Below are 18,411 nucleotides of genomic sequence, written 5' to 3'. Positions count from 1 at the left end.
ACTCGAGGTAATGGTAAAAAAGGGGTGGAGTAATTGAGTACCTTCGCAATCGATCTTTTTAATAGAAAGATGATGAATTCTATTACTAGCCGAGAGTTTATACATCATAACTACGTTGAATTATATGAGCGAATTAAACTCATTTCTTATATGTTAACCTTTACCTATCCCTGTTTTTTCATCGTAGACTTTTTCCTGTTTAATAAACTGAGCAGCCCGACTTTTAAATTCAATCTTTCTGCCATTCACATCATAGGACTTGTTGTCTCCCTCCTATTTCTATTCATTTATCATAGGTATAAAAATGCTCCTAAAGGAGTCATCGTTACTAGTTATATCCTTACTTATTTGTTGATCGGTGCAGTTTCTTCTATTAATAGCCAATTATTTACCGGGAATATCTACGCCTATATCATTATAGTATTAGGGGTAGCTGTATTTTTACCGATCCAGCCAAAACACTTACTCATGCTATTTTTGGTTATTCATATTTTCTTTATCATAGGGCTTTATTTTTTTGAACCGGATCACTTCGCTTTTTTATCAAAGATGATTAACTCGACAGGGACCGCTGTCATCTCCTTTATGATTGCCTTATCTTTCTATTCATTTCGAAAAAATGATTTTATGAATAAATTAAAACTTAGACAGAATGAGGAAAATTTCAGGCGCCTTTTCAACCTTAATCCCAACCCACTCATTCTTACAAAGCTAGATAATAATGAGATTTTGCTCATGAACAAACATGCGCTTGAATACTACCATTTGCAAAGTAACAACCTTGCTCACATCGACGGAAAATTCTTGTTTCAAAATCAGGAGGAAAAGCACGATATCCTTCAGCGTCTAATCGTGCAGCAAAGTATAAAAAACTATTGTATGGAGCAGCAAATCACACCTACAATAAAAAAATGGGTGATGCTGAGTTTAGAATTGGTAGATTACTTGGATGAATCTTGTATCTTGATCGGTGTTTCGGACATCACCGACTTGAAAAAAAATGAGGAAGAGCTATTTAGACATGCTTCGATTGACATGCTTACGGGGGTGTTAAACCGACGAAGCGGGATGGAGATCCTTAACCAGCAATTGTCCGCTGGTCCAGAATCTCAAGAATTTATTGTCGCCTATATCGATATTAACGATTTAAAAAAGACAAACGATCGATTCGGCCATTCTATTGGTGATGACCTCATCAAGAATTGCTGCGAAACAATCAACCGCCATATCACGGATGTGGATATTTTATTCCGCCTAGGCGGTGATGAATTTATCATTGTGTTTTTTCAAAAGCAAATGAATGATGTGCGAGAGATAATGAAGACTATCAAACTAGGTTTCGAGGAGATTAATATCACGCAGCAAAAGCCTTATTCTATCTCCGCAAGTTACGGTTTTTATCACTATAAACCGGGGACTGTCATGACCCCAGAGGAAATTCTCGAAATGGCCGATCAGGAAATGTACAAGCAAAAGGCTGTACACAAAAGAAAAAACACCTCCCTCGAATCTGCAATGCAAAAGTCAATAATATAGTCTGATTAACGGAACCATCCCTTGGCACGGGGTGGTTCTTTTTTCGGTGTCAGGCACCAGAATAACTGTTACAAGAATAGAACAAAATAGAAGGTACCTCTTGAATTTTTATCTAAAAACGAATATTATAGTTTAGGTCTTATTAAAATGTTCGTATTTTGGAGGAACAACTATGTTTAAACTAAAAGAAAATCATACAAATACAAAAACGGAACTGCTTGCGGGGATTACCACCTTTTTTACGATGGTCTATATTGTGGTTGTAAATCCAGTCATTCTCGCTGACGCCGGGGTTCCGTTCGGGCAGGTGTTCACCGCAACCATTATTGCCGCAGTCGTAGCAACATTATGGATGGCACTTTTTGCTAATTATCCAATCGCCATTGCCCCAGGAATGGGGCTCAACGCCTTTTTTGCTTATTCTGTTGTAGGCGGTCATCAGGGCATTACCTACCAAACGGCCTTTGCAGCTGTTTTTGTAGCTGGTGTTATCTTTGTCATCTTATCGTTAACGCCCCTAAGGGAAAAATTAATTGATGCGATCCCGGAAAACCTTAAACACGGAATTACTGCAGGGATTGGCTTGTTTATTGCCTTTATCGGTCTTCGCCTTACCAAAATTATTACTGCTCATCCTACTAATCTTGTCGGTCTTGGCGACCTTCATTCAGCATCTGCTCTTTTAGCGCTAGCGGGTCTGGCGATAACACTTGTATTGATGTCTCTCCGAGTCAATGGTGCCATATTTTTTGGAATGGTCATTACCGGACTGATCGCTTTCTTTACCGGCCAGCTTGAGTTCAGTCAAGGATTTATGTCCCTGCCTACTCTGCCTGAGGGACTAATTATCGCTAATCCAGTGACAGCTTTGACCGATGTAATTCAGCACAGCCTATATGCTGTTGTCTTTTCTTTCATTTTAGTGACCATTTTTGATACGACCGGTACGATGATTGGTGTTGCCAATCAAGCCGGTTTAATGAAAGATGGCAAATTGCCGCGAGCGAGAGAGGCTTTACTTGCCGATTCAATCGGTACGGCAGTCGGTGCCATGTTTGGAACGAGCCCAACAACGGCCTATATTGAATCATCGTCAGGAGTAGCAGCCGGAGGCCGGACGGGTTTAACCTCGCTTACGGTTGCGATATTATTCATCCTGTCAGCCTTTTTTGGGCCGCTTGTCAGCTCCGTTTCCGGGATATCAGCGATTACCGCACCAGCATTAATCATTGTCGGCAGTCTAATGATGGGAAGTATCGCAAAAATCCGCTGGAATGAGCTGGATGAAGCCTTCCCTGCTTTTTTGACAGTCCTGAGCATGCCGCTAACATCAAGCATTGCAACGGGGATTGCCCTCGGTTTCATAAGCTATCCGCTTCTGAAGTTGGTAAAAGGGAAGTGGCGCGAAATTCATCCATTACTTTATGTGTTCGCTGTCCTCTTCTTTATCCAACTAGCCTTTTTACAGCATTAATAAGAAAAGCGCAAGCGCCCTGGTCAGCGGCGTATGGCCTGGAGCGCTCCAACCGAGATAAAGGAAACACGAAGAGCCGGAGGCGATTCGATGTTGACTTATCGTAGGGCGGAGAGCGAAGGACACTAGCCGCTAGGGCGCTGAAGCTAGACAGTAATCTAAGTTCAAAAACTTATACTTATCATTTAAAAAGAGTGTCAGGCACCAAAGCGGTGCCTGACACTTTTTTTATGTTCCCTACTTTTTCGGCTGATCAAGGGCTTGGTAGGCTAATTGATACTTCCCGCCGTCTGCCACTTCCGAATGGTATAAAGCTTTTAGGGCCGTGTTTTTCTCGAGGCCATGTTCCACCTTTAACTCTTTCAAGCGTGTATGCAATTCCTTATTATCCTTAATTAGCTGCTGCATTTGTGATTTTAAATACTTCATAAAATGATGAACCCCTTCCACGAACTAAATCGTTCCCCAAGTATAGCATTAAATAACTTGATTTATATAAACGATCCCCTATTTATTTTCTCTGACCATGTCCTTTTGGCCGACTTTTTTCTATATAGAAGGTGAAAGGAGGTGAGTAATCATGGCACAAGCATTATTAGAAGGAACAAAACTTCGGCTGCTTTTCGAAATTGGCATGGATGAAGATGGAGCACCCATTCTCCGCGCAAAAACGTTCAGCAATGTGAATAAGGATGCAACGATAGATCAGTTATCCCAAGCTGCCCAAGCAATTACTGTTTTATCCAATGACACACTTAACAAAGTGGAACGAAATGACAGCTCAGAAATCATTGCTTAATAAGCTCGTCAATTAATTCATGATAGGAGGTGAGAAAAATGGCAAAAACCTTAGAATTACACTTTAATACAGAACTTGGTAAGACGGTGAGTTTATCAATTGAAAATCCAAAAGAACCGATTGATGCGGCCGTCGTCAAACAATCGATGGCTCAAATTATTGCATCTGAAATCTTTACTACTCCCGGCGGAAAATTTGTAACGGCCAAATTTGCGAGAGTCGTCGACCGAAATGTAACAGATTATGAACTAGTTTAATAATGGAGAGGCCGATTCCCCTTAGGGACGGCCTTTTTTTACAAAGGAGGTGAAAAAAGTGGAGCAGCTCATTCCGATCATTAGCGAGGTTGGTTTCCCCATCGTCGTGACCCTTTATTTGCTTTACCGCATTGAAGCAAAGCTGGATATGGTCGTCACCTCGATTCAGAATCTTCCCGAGCGGATGAAGGAAAGAATGTAAATACTTAGGACAACCCATGGATATAGGTAAGGGTTGTTCTTTTTGTTACATTAAACTATAGAGAATCAATGGTTTAGGATGTATCAGCAAATACCGTGATAAGCACCCGGACATACTTGTCCATTGCTACATAGCATGTATTATAATCAATTTTAAGAAATGGAGAGGATGAAATGAAGCTTTATTTAGATCCAGGTCATGGCGGACAAGACCCTGGTGCTCAAGGTCATGGATTGGATGAAAAGGATTTAACATTAGCGATCGCGCTCAAAATACGTTCCATTTTACAAAGTGATTATGAAAACATTGACGTAAAAATGAGCAGGAGCAGCGATACTACTAAAAGCTTAGGTCAGCGTTCCAGCGAGGCCAATGCTTGGGGAGCTGATTTTTTCTTAGCGATTCACATCAATTCTGGGCCAAGCTCCGCCCTAGGTTATGAGGACTATATTTACAGTGGCTTGTCTAACTCTTCGAAGACAGCTCAATATCAGGATATCATCCATGCGGAAGTCATGAAAGTGAATCAACTACAGGACCGTGGCCAAAAAAAGGCGAACTTCCATGTTTTACGTGAGACAAATATGCCGGCACTCCTAACGGAAAATGGATTTATTAGTAATGATCATGACGCCGCATTAATGAAACAATCATCTTGGATCCAAAAAGTAGCACAAGGTCACGCCAATGGAATTGCCAAAGCCTTTAGCTTAAAGCGAAAACCAATTGACCCGCCAACCGGAACACTTTTTAAAGTGATTGCTGGTTCATTCAAATCCAAAGAAAATGCAGACGAACGTGTCGAGCAGCTTCAGAAAAAGGGCATCGAATCATTCGTAGATACCACAAAAATCTCTGGTGAAACATGGTACCGTGTCCAAGCTGGCGCCTTTTCCAACCGTGAAAATGCAGAAGATCGATTAACAGAAGTAAAAAAGGCCGGAATCAATGATGCATTCCTCGTCGCAGAATAAATATCCTACAAAAGACCTCCTATTCATATACAGCACGGAGGTCTTTTGTATGGTTTTTATGTTTATGTAAGGCAATTTGAGTCCACAAGATTGGATTTGCCATAACATATAGATGAACGTATTTTAAATGAAATGGAGGAGTAAATATGAAGCTATATTTAGACCCAGGCCATGGCGGTAAGGATCCCGGTGCCCAAGGGAATGGGCTGAATGAAAAAGATATTACCTTAGCTATTGCGCTTAAAATACGAAAAATCATCCTCAATGATTATGAAAATGTTCAAGTTAAGATGAGTCGTACAAGCGATACGACCAGAAGCTTAGCACAGCGCTCTAGCGCAGCGAACGCATGGGACGCAGACTTTTTCTTGGCTATTCACATTAATTCCGCTGATAGTTCCGCTCAAGGATATGAGGATTTTATTTACGATGGATTATCTAATTCTAGCAAAGCAGCCAAATACCAGGATATCATCCATGCCGAGGTCATCAAAGTGAATCAATTGAAAGACCGCGGGCAAAAAAAGGCCAATTTTCATGTCATCAGGGAAACGAATATGCCTTCCCTTCTAACGGAAAATGGCTTTATCAGTAACAAACATGATGCTGCACTAATGAAAGACTCGGCTTGGCAGCAAAAGGTCGCACAAGGCCACGTGAACGGGATTGCCAAAGCCTTTGGCCTGAAACGAAAGGCTGTGAAGGAAACACCGAAAACAACAACCACACAAAAAACTACCCAAACTACAAAAACAGTCTATACGGTTTATGTCGGCTCTTATAAATCAAAAGAAAATGCCCAAGATAGGGTCGCAGAATTGAAGAAAAAGAACATTAAATCATCCATTGTTACCACAAAAATATCTGGCGCTACCTGGTACAGAGTGAAAGTAGCGAGCTATACGACCAATGCCAATGCAGAAAAACGCCTAAAAGCAATTGAAAAAGCAGGTTACGATGATGCCTTTATTATTACGGAAAAAGAAACTACAACGACAACTAAAACAGAAACAAAAAAACCTGCAGCAAGTACCAGTACAACTGCAAAGCCTGCAACAAGCACCAGTAAACCAGCAACCACAACACCAGCTACAAACACTAGTAAACCAGCAACCACAACACCAGCTACGAGCACGAATCCAACTACGACTCCAAACAACGCTACCAATGAAATCCCCATCATCGCGGACCCCGGACAGTTTACCATTCTAGGCCCGACCTTCCTTTCACCCAAACAGATGGACCAATTTGTGAAAAAAGTCAATCCTAAAGCGCCGGAATTAGGTGAATTTTATCAAACCCTTGGAAAATATTACGGGATTCGCGGAGATGTTGCCTTTTCACAAGCCATTCACGAAACAGACTATTTTCGGTTTACCGGAGTCGTCAATCCTGACCAGAACAACTTCGCAGGAATTGGAGCAACCGGAGGAGATACGCGCGGTGCACGATTTGAAAGTGAAGAAGAAGGTGTCCTTGCCCAGCTTCAGCACTTATACGCGTATGCGACAACCAAGCCTCTGCCAAATCAATATCCATTAGTTGATCCCCGCTTCCATCTTGTCGATAGAGGTTCTGCTCCAACATGGACCGCTTTAAACGGAAAATGGGCTGTTCCAGGTACAACTTATGGGCAATCCATTATTGCTCTTTATCAAAAAATGATTCATTCCGTCTAATGGATAGGAGAGTCTATCCAAAAACTCCACTTATCTCCCAAAGCCTGACACTTCCCCCCTACGAAAGACCTCTTCTAATCAACAAAAGAGGTCTTTTCCTGTTTGCTTGTTGAATTTCTCTCGCTCTCGGTATAATACGGATAAAACAGGGCCAAAATGAATGAAAACAGGAGGTCTTTCTATGCGTGGATTTTTTATTTTATTGTGGGCTCTAGCAATCTTTATTTTTACCTGCACTGCCAGCTTTTCAGAATTAATGGAATCAGGACAAGTTCAGTTTCAATGGGACAGTCATCCCAACTTTTCTGAACTTTTAGCACCATTACCACTCGAGCTTACCCGTGACTTCCTGCTCCAAAAATGCGGCCACGCCTTTGCTTTTCTCTTCCTGACCATTCTGTTGCAAACCAAATTCCGTACCAAAGCATGGATTCTATTCCTGGCTATTTCCTTTGCTTCTTTAACCGAAATCCTTCAATTATATTTCACTCGGGATGGGAGAATTTTTGATATAGCAATCGATCTAATCGGGGTATTACTAGCAACAGGTTCAAGAAGTCTGTTTTCAACACCTCAATCAAAGCAAACCCCTCTTTAATGGAAAACCAAATCAGCCCTCGATTTAATAATAGGTTTATTTTTAGGGTTTAGCCATTTCATCACTTGAATTATGTAGATTATCCCCCCAAAAAATCAACAATCATTTGGTCAGCATCAATAAAGAAGCGGCCATCACTATTGTGAAGGCCGCTCCCAAAACCATGATTCTATTAAAATGGTACTTTTTTATAATATCTTCTCGTTGTCAACGGATGATTCCTTTGCTCTTCCAAGTGGCAGCTGACTCTCTCAAGTAACGCCGCAAACACAATCGGAGAAACCAGACTACGCAAACCTTTGGAAATCCCCTCTAACGGATAATCTTTCGTATCAAAAACAGTTAATTCGTTCGAGTAATGTTCAGCAAAGCGCTCGACTCTCTCCGCAAGAGGACGGGTTCGATCCTCCCCTTTTAGGAGGATTATGCTCGTGTCTTCTTCCACTAATTCCAATGTTCCATGGAAGAAATCAGAGGCATGAACCGGTCGTGTTTTAATCCACTGCATTTCCTCTAAAATACACATGCCATAATAATAAGTTTGCCCCCAATCGATACCTGTTCCTGAAAGAATATGATACGAAGTCTCTTTATGCTTGCGGGCAAACGCCGCTGCCCGTGCTTCAACTGCCTCCTTCACGTTAATCAGCGCACTTGGCAGCTGTTTCATTTCCTCGACAAATTGCTGATAGATTGGAAATTCATTCCTCTTATACATCAAACGGAACGCTAGTAGATAGGACTGGATATAAAACGATTCACAGGATGTATCATCTGCCGCATAATTGACAAAGGTATAATCGGTTATATTCGCTAACGGTGTACCCGCATGCCCCACCAAGCTGATTGTTACCGCCCCTTTTTCCTTACAAAACGCCGCTGCCTCCACTGTTTCTTGGGTTGTACCTGATAAAGAAGGCAAGATGACCAATGAATGTTCACCCAAGTATTGATGATCCATCAACATCAATTCCGAGGAGATTTCTGTATAAACCGGTATGGTGGAATGTGTTTTTAAAATATATTCAGCCGGACGCATCAGAATGGCCGCGCCGCCAGTACCTACAAAAAATACATTTTCCAACCCTTTTTCCAACACCGAATCAATCACCTGATCGAATTCATCCTTAAGAGATATGGCACCAGTTTGAATGGCTACGTATCTTTCCACATCAAAGTTAAACATGACAGCCACCTCCTAGTAAGCCATTTTACGGTAGTATCTGCGAGTTTCTAATGGATGATTTCTTTCACGCTCAAGGTATACACTGATTCGCCCAGTTAGTGCCCAGTTTAAACAGATAGCAAAGTGCTTTCTGAATTCCTCACTGATTCCTGCCAGGCGATAATCCTTAGTATCAATAATGAATAATTCGTTGGTGATATTTTCTGCGAATCGTTCCACACGTTCCACTAGTGGACGAGTTTCATCTTCGCCTTTGAATAGAATTACACTAGTATCCTCTTCAACCAGCTCAAGCGTGCCATGGAAGAATTCAGCTGCATGGATAGATTTGGACTTAATCCACTGCATTTCTTCTAAGATACACATTGCGTAGGAATACGTATTCCCCCAAAGGTTCCCGGCCCCAACCAGCATGTGGTAACCAGTATTCTTGTGCTTAATAGCAAATTGCTCAGCTTGTGAGTCAAACTGCTCTAAGGCATCAACGATACCTTGTGGTAAAAGGGCAATTTCTTTCGCAAATTGGTCATATTGTGGGAACTCATCATTGTTATGAATGAAACGGAACGTAAGCAGTTGCAAGTGTAAGAAGAAGGTGTCAAATGAGTGCTTCTCATGACCAGTAGAGATACAGTAATCAACCGCTTCAGCCAATGGCGTGCCTTGTTCAGCAACTAATCCAATCGTTGTCGCACCTTTGCTTTTACAGAACTCCGCAGCAGCCACTGTTTCTTTTGTTGTCCCCGTAACAGATGAAAAGATACAAACAGAATCCTTGCTCAGGTGACGGTTATTCATGACAAGTAGCTCTGCCGCTATCTCCGCATGCACCTCGAGTGTGGAATTGGACTTTAAAATGTACTCATATGGATACATCATCGCAATCGTTCCGCCAGAACCGATTAAAAAGATATTTTTAAAGCCTTTAGCTGAAATTCCATCAACAATCTTCTCAATTTCTTCTCTCTTTGCAATTGCCTCTTGACCAACTAATTGTAAATATTGCTCAGCATCAAATTTTAACATGTTTCATTCCTCCAAATTTATATTAGAATTTTTGGGACTACAATATTTAGTGGTATTTTTCATGATGCCTGACACCTTCAGGACATCTGTACGCACACCACTTCACCTAAAAACCAACTTCAAAATGTCCACCTTCAACGGACAAACTGCCAATAGTGTCTTTCATTGGTGCCTGACACCAACACCACTTTTAGTAAGGAACTTTCCACATATATCTTCTGGTGCTTAGTGGATGATTTCGGGCTGTTGCTAGTTCTTCTGCGTATTGGCGCAGGATGGTTTGCATGACGAGTGGGGCTATGTAGCCTTTGACGCTTTCTGCTATACCCGTTAGATCAAAGTCCTTTGCATCAAGAACAACCACCCTTTCGCCATATCTTTGGGTGAATTCCAATGAGCGTTCTTCTAATGCACGTGTCTCGTCTAAACCTACTAGCTGAATCACTGGCACATCTTTATCCAAGACTTCAAACGGCCCGTGAAAATACTCCCCGGCATGGAGGGCGTGGGAATGAATCCACTGCATTTCCATCAGCAGGCAAATCGCAAACCAATAGGCAGTTCCATAATTGGCGCCGCTTGCCATTGTATAAATCACTTTTTCATCTTTATAACTTTGAGCAAATTGCTTTGCTTGATCTAAATACTTGGCTTTCTCTTGAACCAAAATTTCATCTAAATTCTCTAGAGAGGAAACCACAGCGGAAAACTTTTCATTTCCTTCCTTGGCAGCCAGTAGTCCAAAAACAAGTTCCAGCATCACGGCTGGTGACTCATTCACATACTTCGCTTCTTTCCCATCTTCATACACAATGACATGTTCGGAAGCTTCGGCAAGCGGCGATTCTGGGTCAAAGGTTAACGAGACGGTAATTGCACCTTTTTCCCTTGCGAAGCGGGCAGCTTCAACAGTTTCCGGTGTTTTTCCAAAGTGGGAGCACAAAATTACCAGCGATTTCTCATTAAGTTTCCGCGGGTTACGATGCACAAACTCATTGGAACTATACAGGTCAGAATCGATCGTTGCACTTTCCCGATCTAATACGTATTTACTTGCATACATGAGGGATGAAGAGCCCCCGCATCCTACGAAATAGACGCGGTCAATGTCGCGTTCTTTAAAGACATCCAAAGCTTTTTGTACGTCAGCTAACATTTTTTATCCTCCTTTATTTATTTACTTTTACAGATGAAACTTCATTTTGCGTATATTGGAACCTTTGATATGTAAAAAAACAAATCAAGGCAAATCCACCAATGAAAATACATACATACAACAGCACCGTCGGCCCAAAGCCATCGTACAAGAGCCCGCCTAGTAAGGGTCCGATTGTTCTCCCCACGTTGGCCGCACCGCTTACTAAACCTTGGTACATACCTCTTCTATCATTGGGTGCTAGTCGATCCGCAATCGCTGGCACGGCCGGAAAAATAAGGATTTCCCCAACGGTCATAATCACCATCCCCGATACAAACCCGACGTAAGCATGGCTTTGTGACAAGAGGCCGAAGGTAGCCATAAAAAAGAATACTCCTGATAAAAGCTGCCACTTCATCGGCACTTTTTTGCGGGCTATAAACCATTGGATCAAAGGCTGCCCAAGCAAGATTAGGAACCCGTTGATGGTCCACAAAGAACTATAGGCCGATAACGGAAATCCTAACTGGTGCATATAGTTAGAAATACTCGTTTGCCATTGAATATAAGTAACCCAGCAGAACATAAATCCTAAACAAAGAATGATTAAGGAATGAAAGCTTTGCGCACTGCGGATTTCCTGTTTTGGTCCCAGGACTGGATCCTTCTTTACCTTAATCTTCACAGTCTCAATAACTGGTTCAGGTTCTTCGAGCGCGAACCAAACGATAAAGATAAAGACAACATAGGTGAATCCGTTAATCCAAAAGACATATTGAAACGAAAATTGAGCAACGATTCCGCCGAGAGAGGTACCTACTGCCACACCAAAATTAAGAACCAGATAAATGAGATTGAAGCTTTTTCTGCCGCCTTCCTTCCAAACAATCCCTGCAAGAGCATAGATGGGAGGAAAAATTGTTCCAATCGCTAATCCAAGCAGGATCATCATCAGAATATAGACGGGCCACGCCAGGCCGACGGAAATAATAAAAATACAACAGGCAGATGATAGAACCGCAAGGAGAAGGGTTCGCTTCCCCCGAATACGGTCATACAAATAGCCACCAAGGAAACTGCCAACAATTTCTGCTCCTGAATGCAGCATTAAGACAAAACCTGCTTCCGACAGGGTCTTCCCCATCCCTTGCGTTATGTAAATGGTGTGCAAGGGCCAAAGAAAAGCCATACCTGTAGAATTGATCAACATAGCGATTAATAAAACCTTTAAGTTCTTGGGATAACTCCTCCAAATAGACATAGGATAAAACTCCTTTATACCACTGAATTAGTCACCCTATTCAAACCAACCCCCTCCGTCCTCTACACCAAGTAAGGAGCAAGACTTCGCAGGGACTTTTCAACCGCCTCGTTAGGGTCAATCAAGTATTGCGATGATGTAAACTCCAACGTAAGGGCGCGATTGTAGTTGTAGTCTCCTAAGGTTTTCATATATTTCTCCAATGGCAGGCTCCCGTCCCCCCAAGCTAAATGCCCGCTCGGATTCCCATCAATAAAGTGGATATGGACAAAGTCATCCTGTAATTGTTCAAAATAACTGGCGAGTTCCTCCCCTTCTACCGCAAGCGGGATGGTATCAACCATTCCTTTTAAATGAGGTGAAGAGACTGTCCCAAGCATTTCTTTTAGCTCAGGCAGAGTGGTAATTAGATTGGACTCAATTTTTTGTAATGGCTCTAGGGCGAGAATAATTCCTTGTTTCTCGGCATAAGAGCTAAGCTGCTCTAAAGAATCTTGGGTTCGATTCAAGGCTTCCTGCCTGCCTTCATTCCGGTAACCCCAGCCCGCCGTTACTAACACCATCGGCGCTTCTAATTCAATTGCAGCTTCAATTGATTTTTTAAAATAAGCGATACTTCGTTCACGGATTGCCGGCTCCTTTGCGGCCAGATTAATCGGGTACATACACTGTTCTGGCGTAAAGCAAACCACTTCCAATCCACGCTGGTCGATCCCTTTCTTAATTGCATGGATCTCAGCTAAAGACAACTCTTCCACATATAGATGCGGCGCAGCACCCCACAGTTCAATTTTTTCGAACTCATATTTCACCATCGCATCTAAAAAATAGTCCAGTGGGAAATGCAGGTAGTGAAAATTCATCCCTGTTATTTGCGAACGTTTGATTTTGCCCATCCAATCCCTCCTGTTCAGTGAAGATTTATACAAATGCACTACATGTAGATATGATAAAAAAACATATGGTATATACCATTTAAACCGACATAAGAAATCAAGTGAATGAACATGGAATAGGAAAGTGACCACCCCTATCCTATTCCATCCTCACTCGGGTACATTCCAGATTGATTAGCCTTTTACACTTCCAGCTGAGAGACCACGGACAAATTGCTTTTGGAAAACGATGTACGAGATAATCATTGGCAGTGCCGAAATCGCTAATCCAGCCAATTGGATTCCAAAGTTCGTATTCAACTGGCTTCGCAAATTCATTAGACCTACAGGAATCGTCCGCAGCGCAGAATCTTCCACAAATACTAGGGCAAACATAAATTCATTCCAGACGTTCATCCCAGCTAATAAAGCACACGAGGCAATGATCGGTTTACCCAGCGGTACAATAATATGCCAATAGACTTGCAAGATATTACACCCATCAATAATCGCCGACTCCTCCAGTTCTTTAGAGATCGACAGGAAATAAGAGCGCATTAAGAAAATCGCAAATGGCAATTGGAAAGCAACATACGGGAGAATTAACGCCCAGTAGGTATTATAAAGACCAACCGCCTGCAATAATTTGTAAAGCGGAATTAAGCTGACCTGGGGCGCAAGCATCAAACCGCTTAGGATTATAACAAGAAAAATGTTTTGCCCCTTAAACTGAAAGCGGCTCAGCCCAAAAGCTGCCATTGATCCGAATAGTAATACCGTTACGACCGATACCACCGTAATGAACACACTATTTAGAAAAAATTGGCCAATCCCGGCATCCCAGGCCGCCCGGTAATTACTCCAAAGCCATTCCTGCGGCAACTTCCAAGTATTTAAGAAAAAGTCAGCATTAGATTTTAATCCGCTCAAGCCGAGCCACAGAATTGGATAAATGATGACCAAAGCAAAGAGAATAAACCACACAAGCACAACCGATTGAAAAATTCGATTCTTAACTTTCAGCGTCAGCTTGGAACTTCCTGTCCCGATTTCTTTGATCTGATTTGTCTTTACCACTGGGTTTGTATGATTTGCCATTGGTTAAGCCTCCTCTCCGGATTTGCCTATTTTCAACTGAATTAAGGAAAGGGTAAGGGTTATGACAAAAATAATTGTTCCGATTGTGGAAGCATAGCCCATTTCATCATTTCGGAAGGCTGATCGGTAGAGCATGGTTCCTAACACTTCCGTAGAACGGCCTGGTCCACCATTTGTCATAACATAGACTTCGTCGAATACTTTGAATGCACCAATTACGGTGATTACCGTACCGACAAGGATCATCTCCTTCATCTGCGGCAAGGTGATAAAAAAGAATGTTTTTATCTTAGAAGCACCATCAATCATTGACGCTTCATAATATTCAAAAGGAATTTTTTGCATCGCGAGTAAGAATAACATCACCATATAACCGGTGTATTGCCATTGCGAAACAGCAACTACAGCATAAATGGCTGTTTTACTGTCACCCAGCCAAGACATGGCCCATTCCGATTGGCCCATTGCGTTTAATACCCCGTTAACTAAACCCACTTCTGGATTATAGAGAAGCTGCCATAACAAACCAACCACTGCGATCGAGATAACTGAAGGGATAAAAAAGACAGTTCGGAAAAAGGGCTGAAACTTTCTAATCAACTTATCTTCTAAAACGGCGGCTATGATTAAGCCAAGACCTACCTGAAACACCAACGAAATAATGGCATATAGAGAATTATTTTTTAATGCGGTAAAAAAGACTGGATCCTTAAACAATCGGCCATAATACTCGAAGCCAACAAAAACTCTTCCCGCATCGAAGGAATTCCACCGAAACAAACTGTTATACAGGTTTAACACAATCGGCAAAAACACAAAAAACAGGATGAAAAGGAGTGCTGGCAAAATAAATAGTATGGCGGTTCGGCTGTTTCGAAATGTTTTTGTCATATCCCCAACTTCCTCCTAGGAGGGGGTAAGCAGTGCCTGCCTACCCTACTCGTTTATAAAGTATTGCATGATTTCACTTAGATTACTGTCTAGCTTCCGCTTTTCTTATTTGTCTAGCTCCCAGCGGCTAGTGGGCTTCGATAAACGGGCGCTTTCGCTTTTCTTATTCCACTTCACTTTGTACTTGCTTCGCTACAGCTTGAACTTCTTTAATAATTTCTTCTGGTGATTTAGAACCATCAAGCAATAGCTGGATATTAGATAGATATACATCCGCTACTTTTGCATGGACATCTGTGTCAAGCCACTCGGCCATACCTTCTGCCTTCTTCATGACTTCAACACCTTCAGCTACCTCCTTCAGGGCAGTATCTGGATTTGTTGCTCCGTCAATCGGACTTGGCCAGCCAATTTGTTTCACAAGCTTTAAAGCGTTATCTTTACTAGTTAAAAACTTCAAGAATTTAATGGCTTCTTTCGGATGTTTGGATTTGGAAGAAACGATAAATCCATCTGGTGCTCCAGTGATGAAATTTTGACTCCCCTTACCATCTGCAATGGATGGCATTGGGAAGAAGCCCCAGTTTCCTTTCATATTATTCTCGATTGTTTGGAACTCTTCTAATTCCACATAGATGATGGCTCCCTTGCCAGCTGCAAATAATTGATTAGCCATATCATGAGAACTAGAGTTAGCATTCTTCATAAAATAACCCTTTTTATTGAGGTCAGCTAACAATTGCATAGCGGTAACATAACCAGGATCTGTGAACTCACCTGATTTAGGATTATAGTCTTTCATCCTCACATCTTGTGCCACCATTTTTTGGTTTAAGCCTGTTAAGTAATGGATGGCTGCCCATGGGCTTTGATTTCCAAGAATAATTGGCGTTTCTCCGCCTTTTTTCAAGGTGTCTAACACTGTGATAAATTCATCCCAAGTTGTTGGTGCTTGTAGTGAATATTTATCAAAAATCTTCTTATTGTAAACAAAGAATTTACCATTAAAACGTAGAGGGATACCGTAATTTTTTCCATCGGATGAGAAAGGCTGAAGCGATGCTGGAATAAAACTGTCTTTCCAAGCAGGATCTTCATTTAAGTATGGAGTTAAATCTAACGCTGCATCCGCACGGACGAATTTTCTAGCGAATTCACCAGACCACGAAAACATAACGTCCGGAACTTCGTTACCGCCTAGGATCACACGGAGTTTGTCTTTAATTGGCTCATCTGCAATCGCTTCCATTTTAATCTTGATATCTGGGTTTTCCTTTTCAAATGCCTTGACCACTTCTTCAAAATAAGGAGCGTATTCTGGCTGTGGCCACTTATGCAAAAACTTTAAAACAACCTTCCCCGACTCTTCATTAGTGGAAGAAGAACTGGAGCAACCCGTCAGGACGAGCGCGAACACCAACAGTACTGCAAATAATACATTTATTTTCGTTCTCATTTCTTAGACCCTCCTTATTTTTTTCATCAACTTAAACAAACTAGACTCCTCTCACCTCCCAAACCTTCTATTATTTCAATGCCTTAAGAAATTAGAAGGGAATTCCATGACCAAAGGCACCATCAACAAGACATGTTTTTGCCGCAAACTTCGCCCCTTCCTCCATGCTGTTTTTTAAAAGGAAGCCTTCCTGAATATCAGGGTTTTCCTTTTTCCCAGAAAGATAATGTAAGATAAATGCGGTAAAAAAGGAATCACCGGCACCTAGCGTATCAACCGGCTGAACAAAGTGTGGTTCCTGGCGGTAAAAGGATTGTCCGTCATACACCATCGAGCCGCGTGAGCCCATCGTGCCCAGCACTAATTTACTCCCGTAGGAATGAACACGTTTTAATAGATTCGCTGCTTCCTCGTCGGCCAATTGGCCACAGCTTAACAGACTTATGTCAATATACTTACAATTCTTCTTAAGTAATGCATCCGTATAATCACTTGAAAAATCATAGGATACTAGAATGCCAAATTCTTTTAATTTATGTAACTCTGAATCCATATCACTATAGATACTGCTATGTGCAATATCAAAGCTTTTAATATATTCCAGGTCTTCTAGGCTAAGGACAATCGGATGGTCGATTTGAACACCGCCCCCATTCCCGCCGATGAACACACGGTCACCATCCACTAAATCTACAGCCGCGAAGCCATTCTCACCTTCATGCTGCCGGCAATGAGAAATATCGATATCCAACCTTTTTAAGGTAGCAATAATATGCTCCCCGGCCCGATCATTGCCGAAAACCCCCAGATAGGCTGCATCAATCCCTAACTGCTTAGCATAAACACTGAAATTCAGCGCATTTCCGCCTGGATACATTGTTTTTTTATACATATATTTATCCACCACATTATCACCAACGCCGATTACCTTCATGAAAAAACCTCCTTACAATCAATTTGGTATATACCATTTGTTCTAAAAAGGAACTGAAATGATTTTTCTCATTTCAGTTTTAATTCCGAATAAAATTTCACAATATCGCTTCTTGTCAACGATGATGAGAATTCTATTTCCTTATCATTTTTATCAAATGCAACCGATTCTTGTAGAATACACGGACTCTCCACACGTACTTTTAACAATTTACTTTCACCTTCATCCGACAAGGTCACCTGCATATATTCTTTTGCCATGACCAGTACAATTCCGTACTCTCTCTCTAAAATTTCATACAGGGAATCATTGTCGGTAATCATTTCATCTAGCCCCGGGCAAAGTTTTTCAGGCAGAAACGACTCTTCAATCGAAATTGGAGTTTCGTCAACAAGTCGAAGCCTCTTAATAACAATCATCCCTTCACCCAACTCCAGCTTTAGTTTTTGGGCAAGATTTGCATTAGCTTCGATTTTACGTATGGACAAAATCTGTGTACTTGGGATTAATCCCTTACTTAGCATGTTTTTAGTGAAACTGTTAAATGTGACAAAATCCATTTCAATTTTTTTATAATTAATAAAGGTTCCTGCACCAACACGCCGTTCCACTACACCTTCCCTTTCCAGAATCGACAGGGTATGTCTTGCAGTCATCCGGCTGATTTGAAACTGCTCAGCCAATTCGCGTTCCGAAGGAAGCTTATCACCATGCTTAAGTTTACCGCTCTTGATCTCCTCTAGAATTTGATTCTTTAATTGTTTGTAAAAAGGAACTGCCTCATCATCACTTATCATTCTACTCATCTCTAAATCTCCTGTTTATGCAGAAATTCAAACTCTTATATAAAGATTATCGTATTTCTGCTTCTTTTGTAAATTCTTGTTTCCAAAATGGTATATACCATTTTGAATAAGATGAAAACCAATATTCCTGGAAGATAGAGAATTGGAATTAAATAAAGCGCTTACATTAACTTAATTTTAGAATAATTAAAATTTTCAATAATGTCAATGAGTATTAATCA

The 18,411-nt window shown here is 41.5% G+C and carries 19 protein-coding genes; 8 read left to right on the top strand and 11 right to left on the bottom strand.

Going from position 1 to position 18,411, the window contains the following annotated elements; translation table 11 throughout:
• Positions 1 to 33 precede the first annotated feature (33 nt).
• Entirely contained in the window at positions 34 to 1,536 is a 1,503-nt protein-coding gene (locus tag FS608_RS12690; protein WP_144550492.1) for a sensor domain-containing diguanylate cyclase, read from the top strand.
• A gap of 172 nt (positions 1,537 to 1,708) precedes the next feature.
• Positions 1,709 to 3,010 carry an NCS2 family permease gene (locus FS608_RS12685; protein ID WP_144550490.1) on the top strand — a complete coding sequence of 434 codons (1,302 nt, stop codon included), beginning with the start codon at positions 1,709 to 1,711 and terminating at the stop codon, positions 3,008 to 3,010.
• 237 nt (positions 3,011 to 3,247) lie between these two features.
• Here the strand turns inward: FS608_RS12685 and FS608_RS12680 are convergent, their stop codons facing one another.
• Positions 3,248 to 3,439, bottom strand: a complete 192-nt coding sequence (locus FS608_RS12680) for a hypothetical protein (RefSeq protein WP_026564084.1) — start codon at positions 3,437 to 3,439, stop codon at positions 3,248 to 3,250.
• 151 nt (positions 3,440 to 3,590) lie between these two features.
• Here FS608_RS12680 and FS608_RS12675 point away from each other — a divergent pair, with 151 nt between their 5' ends.
• The 6 genes from FS608_RS12675 to FS608_RS12645 all read left to right on the top strand — a co-directional run bounded on the left by FS608_RS12675 (position 3,591) and on the right by FS608_RS12645 (position 7,519).
• Positions 3,591 to 3,809, top strand: a complete 219-nt coding sequence (locus FS608_RS12675) for a DUF1659 domain-containing protein (protein ID WP_144550488.1) — start codon at positions 3,591 to 3,593, stop codon at positions 3,807 to 3,809.
• 38 nt (positions 3,810 to 3,847) lie between these two features.
• Positions 3,848 to 4,066, top strand: a complete 219-nt coding sequence (locus FS608_RS12670) for a DUF2922 domain-containing protein (RefSeq protein ID WP_144550486.1) — start codon at positions 3,848 to 3,850, stop codon at positions 4,064 to 4,066.
• Between the two features lie 58 nt (positions 4,067 to 4,124).
• The gene (locus tag FS608_RS12665) at positions 4,125 to 4,268 is read left to right on the top strand and encodes a YvrJ family protein (protein ID WP_144550484.1); all 144 of its coding nucleotides are present in this window, start codon (positions 4,125 to 4,127) and stop codon (positions 4,266 to 4,268) included.
• Positions 4,269 to 4,441: 173 nt separating this feature from the next.
• Entirely contained in the window at positions 4,442 to 5,242 is an 801-nt protein-coding gene (locus FS608_RS12660; protein ID WP_144550482.1) for an N-acetylmuramoyl-L-alanine amidase, read from the top strand.
• 146 nt (positions 5,243 to 5,388) lie between these two features.
• Complete coding sequence (locus FS608_RS31245) at positions 5,389 to 6,921, top strand: N-acetylmuramoyl-L-alanine amidase (protein WP_260871663.1); 1,533 nt, start codon at positions 5,389 to 5,391, stop codon at positions 6,919 to 6,921.
• A 181-nt stretch (positions 6,922 to 7,102) separates the two neighbouring features.
• Positions 7,103 to 7,519: a VanZ family protein gene (locus FS608_RS12645; protein ID WP_186328701.1), complete on the top strand. Its 417-nt coding sequence runs from the start codon at positions 7,103 to 7,105 to the stop codon at positions 7,517 to 7,519.
• A gap of 172 nt (positions 7,520 to 7,691) precedes the next feature.
• Here the strand turns inward: FS608_RS12645 and FS608_RS12640 are convergent, their stop codons facing one another.
• From FS608_RS12640 to FS608_RS12595, 10 genes are all read right to left on the bottom strand, one after another.
• Positions 7,692 to 8,705 carry an SIS domain-containing protein gene (locus FS608_RS12640; protein WP_144550478.1) on the bottom strand — a complete coding sequence of 338 codons (1,014 nt, stop codon included), beginning with the start codon at positions 8,703 to 8,705 and terminating at the stop codon, positions 7,692 to 7,694.
• Positions 8,706 to 8,717: 12 nt separating this feature from the next.
• Positions 8,718 to 9,731 carry an SIS domain-containing protein gene (locus tag FS608_RS12635; RefSeq protein WP_144550476.1) on the bottom strand — a complete coding sequence of 338 codons (1,014 nt, stop codon included), beginning with the start codon at positions 9,729 to 9,731 and terminating at the stop codon, positions 8,718 to 8,720.
• Between the two features lie 190 nt (positions 9,732 to 9,921).
• On the bottom strand, positions 9,922 to 10,887 hold the full coding sequence (locus tag FS608_RS12630) for an SIS domain-containing protein (protein WP_144550474.1): 966 nt from the start codon (positions 10,885 to 10,887) through the stop codon (positions 9,922 to 9,924).
• 13 nt (positions 10,888 to 10,900) lie between these two features.
• Positions 10,901 to 12,130 carry an MDR family MFS transporter gene (locus FS608_RS12625; protein ID WP_144550471.1) on the bottom strand — a complete coding sequence of 410 codons (1,230 nt, stop codon included), beginning with the start codon at positions 12,128 to 12,130 and terminating at the stop codon, positions 10,901 to 10,903.
• Positions 12,131 to 12,192: 62 nt separating this feature from the next.
• Positions 12,193 to 13,026, bottom strand: coding sequence for a sugar phosphate isomerase/epimerase family protein (locus FS608_RS12620; RefSeq protein ID WP_144550469.1), 834 nt, complete (start codon positions 13,024 to 13,026; stop codon positions 12,193 to 12,195).
• Between the two features lie 174 nt (positions 13,027 to 13,200).
• Positions 13,201 to 14,103, bottom strand: coding sequence for a carbohydrate ABC transporter permease (locus FS608_RS12615; protein ID WP_260871662.1), 903 nt, complete (start codon positions 14,101 to 14,103; stop codon positions 13,201 to 13,203).
• Between the two features lie 3 nt (positions 14,104 to 14,106).
• Entirely contained in the window at positions 14,107 to 14,994 is an 888-nt protein-coding gene (locus tag FS608_RS12610; protein WP_144550468.1) for a carbohydrate ABC transporter permease, read from the bottom strand.
• A gap of 163 nt (positions 14,995 to 15,157) precedes the next feature.
• A complete protein-coding gene (locus FS608_RS12605; RefSeq protein ID WP_144550466.1) occupies positions 15,158 to 16,450 on the bottom strand; it encodes an ABC transporter substrate-binding protein in 1,293 nt (430 codons plus the stop codon).
• A gap of 91 nt (positions 16,451 to 16,541) precedes the next feature.
• Positions 16,542 to 17,384 carry a fructoselysine 6-kinase gene (locus tag FS608_RS12600; protein ID WP_144550464.1) on the bottom strand — a complete coding sequence of 281 codons (843 nt, stop codon included), beginning with the start codon at positions 17,382 to 17,384 and terminating at the stop codon, positions 16,542 to 16,544.
• 68 nt (positions 17,385 to 17,452) lie between these two features.
• Positions 17,453 to 18,190 carry a GntR family transcriptional regulator gene (locus tag FS608_RS12595; protein ID WP_144550462.1) on the bottom strand — a complete coding sequence of 246 codons (738 nt, stop codon included), beginning with the start codon at positions 18,188 to 18,190 and terminating at the stop codon, positions 17,453 to 17,455.
• Positions 18,191 to 18,411: the final 221 nt, after the last annotated feature.

It is taken from the genome of Bacillus sp. X1(2014) (assembly GCF_007678255.1).
This window is presented reverse-complemented; position numbering and strand designations above follow the sequence as displayed.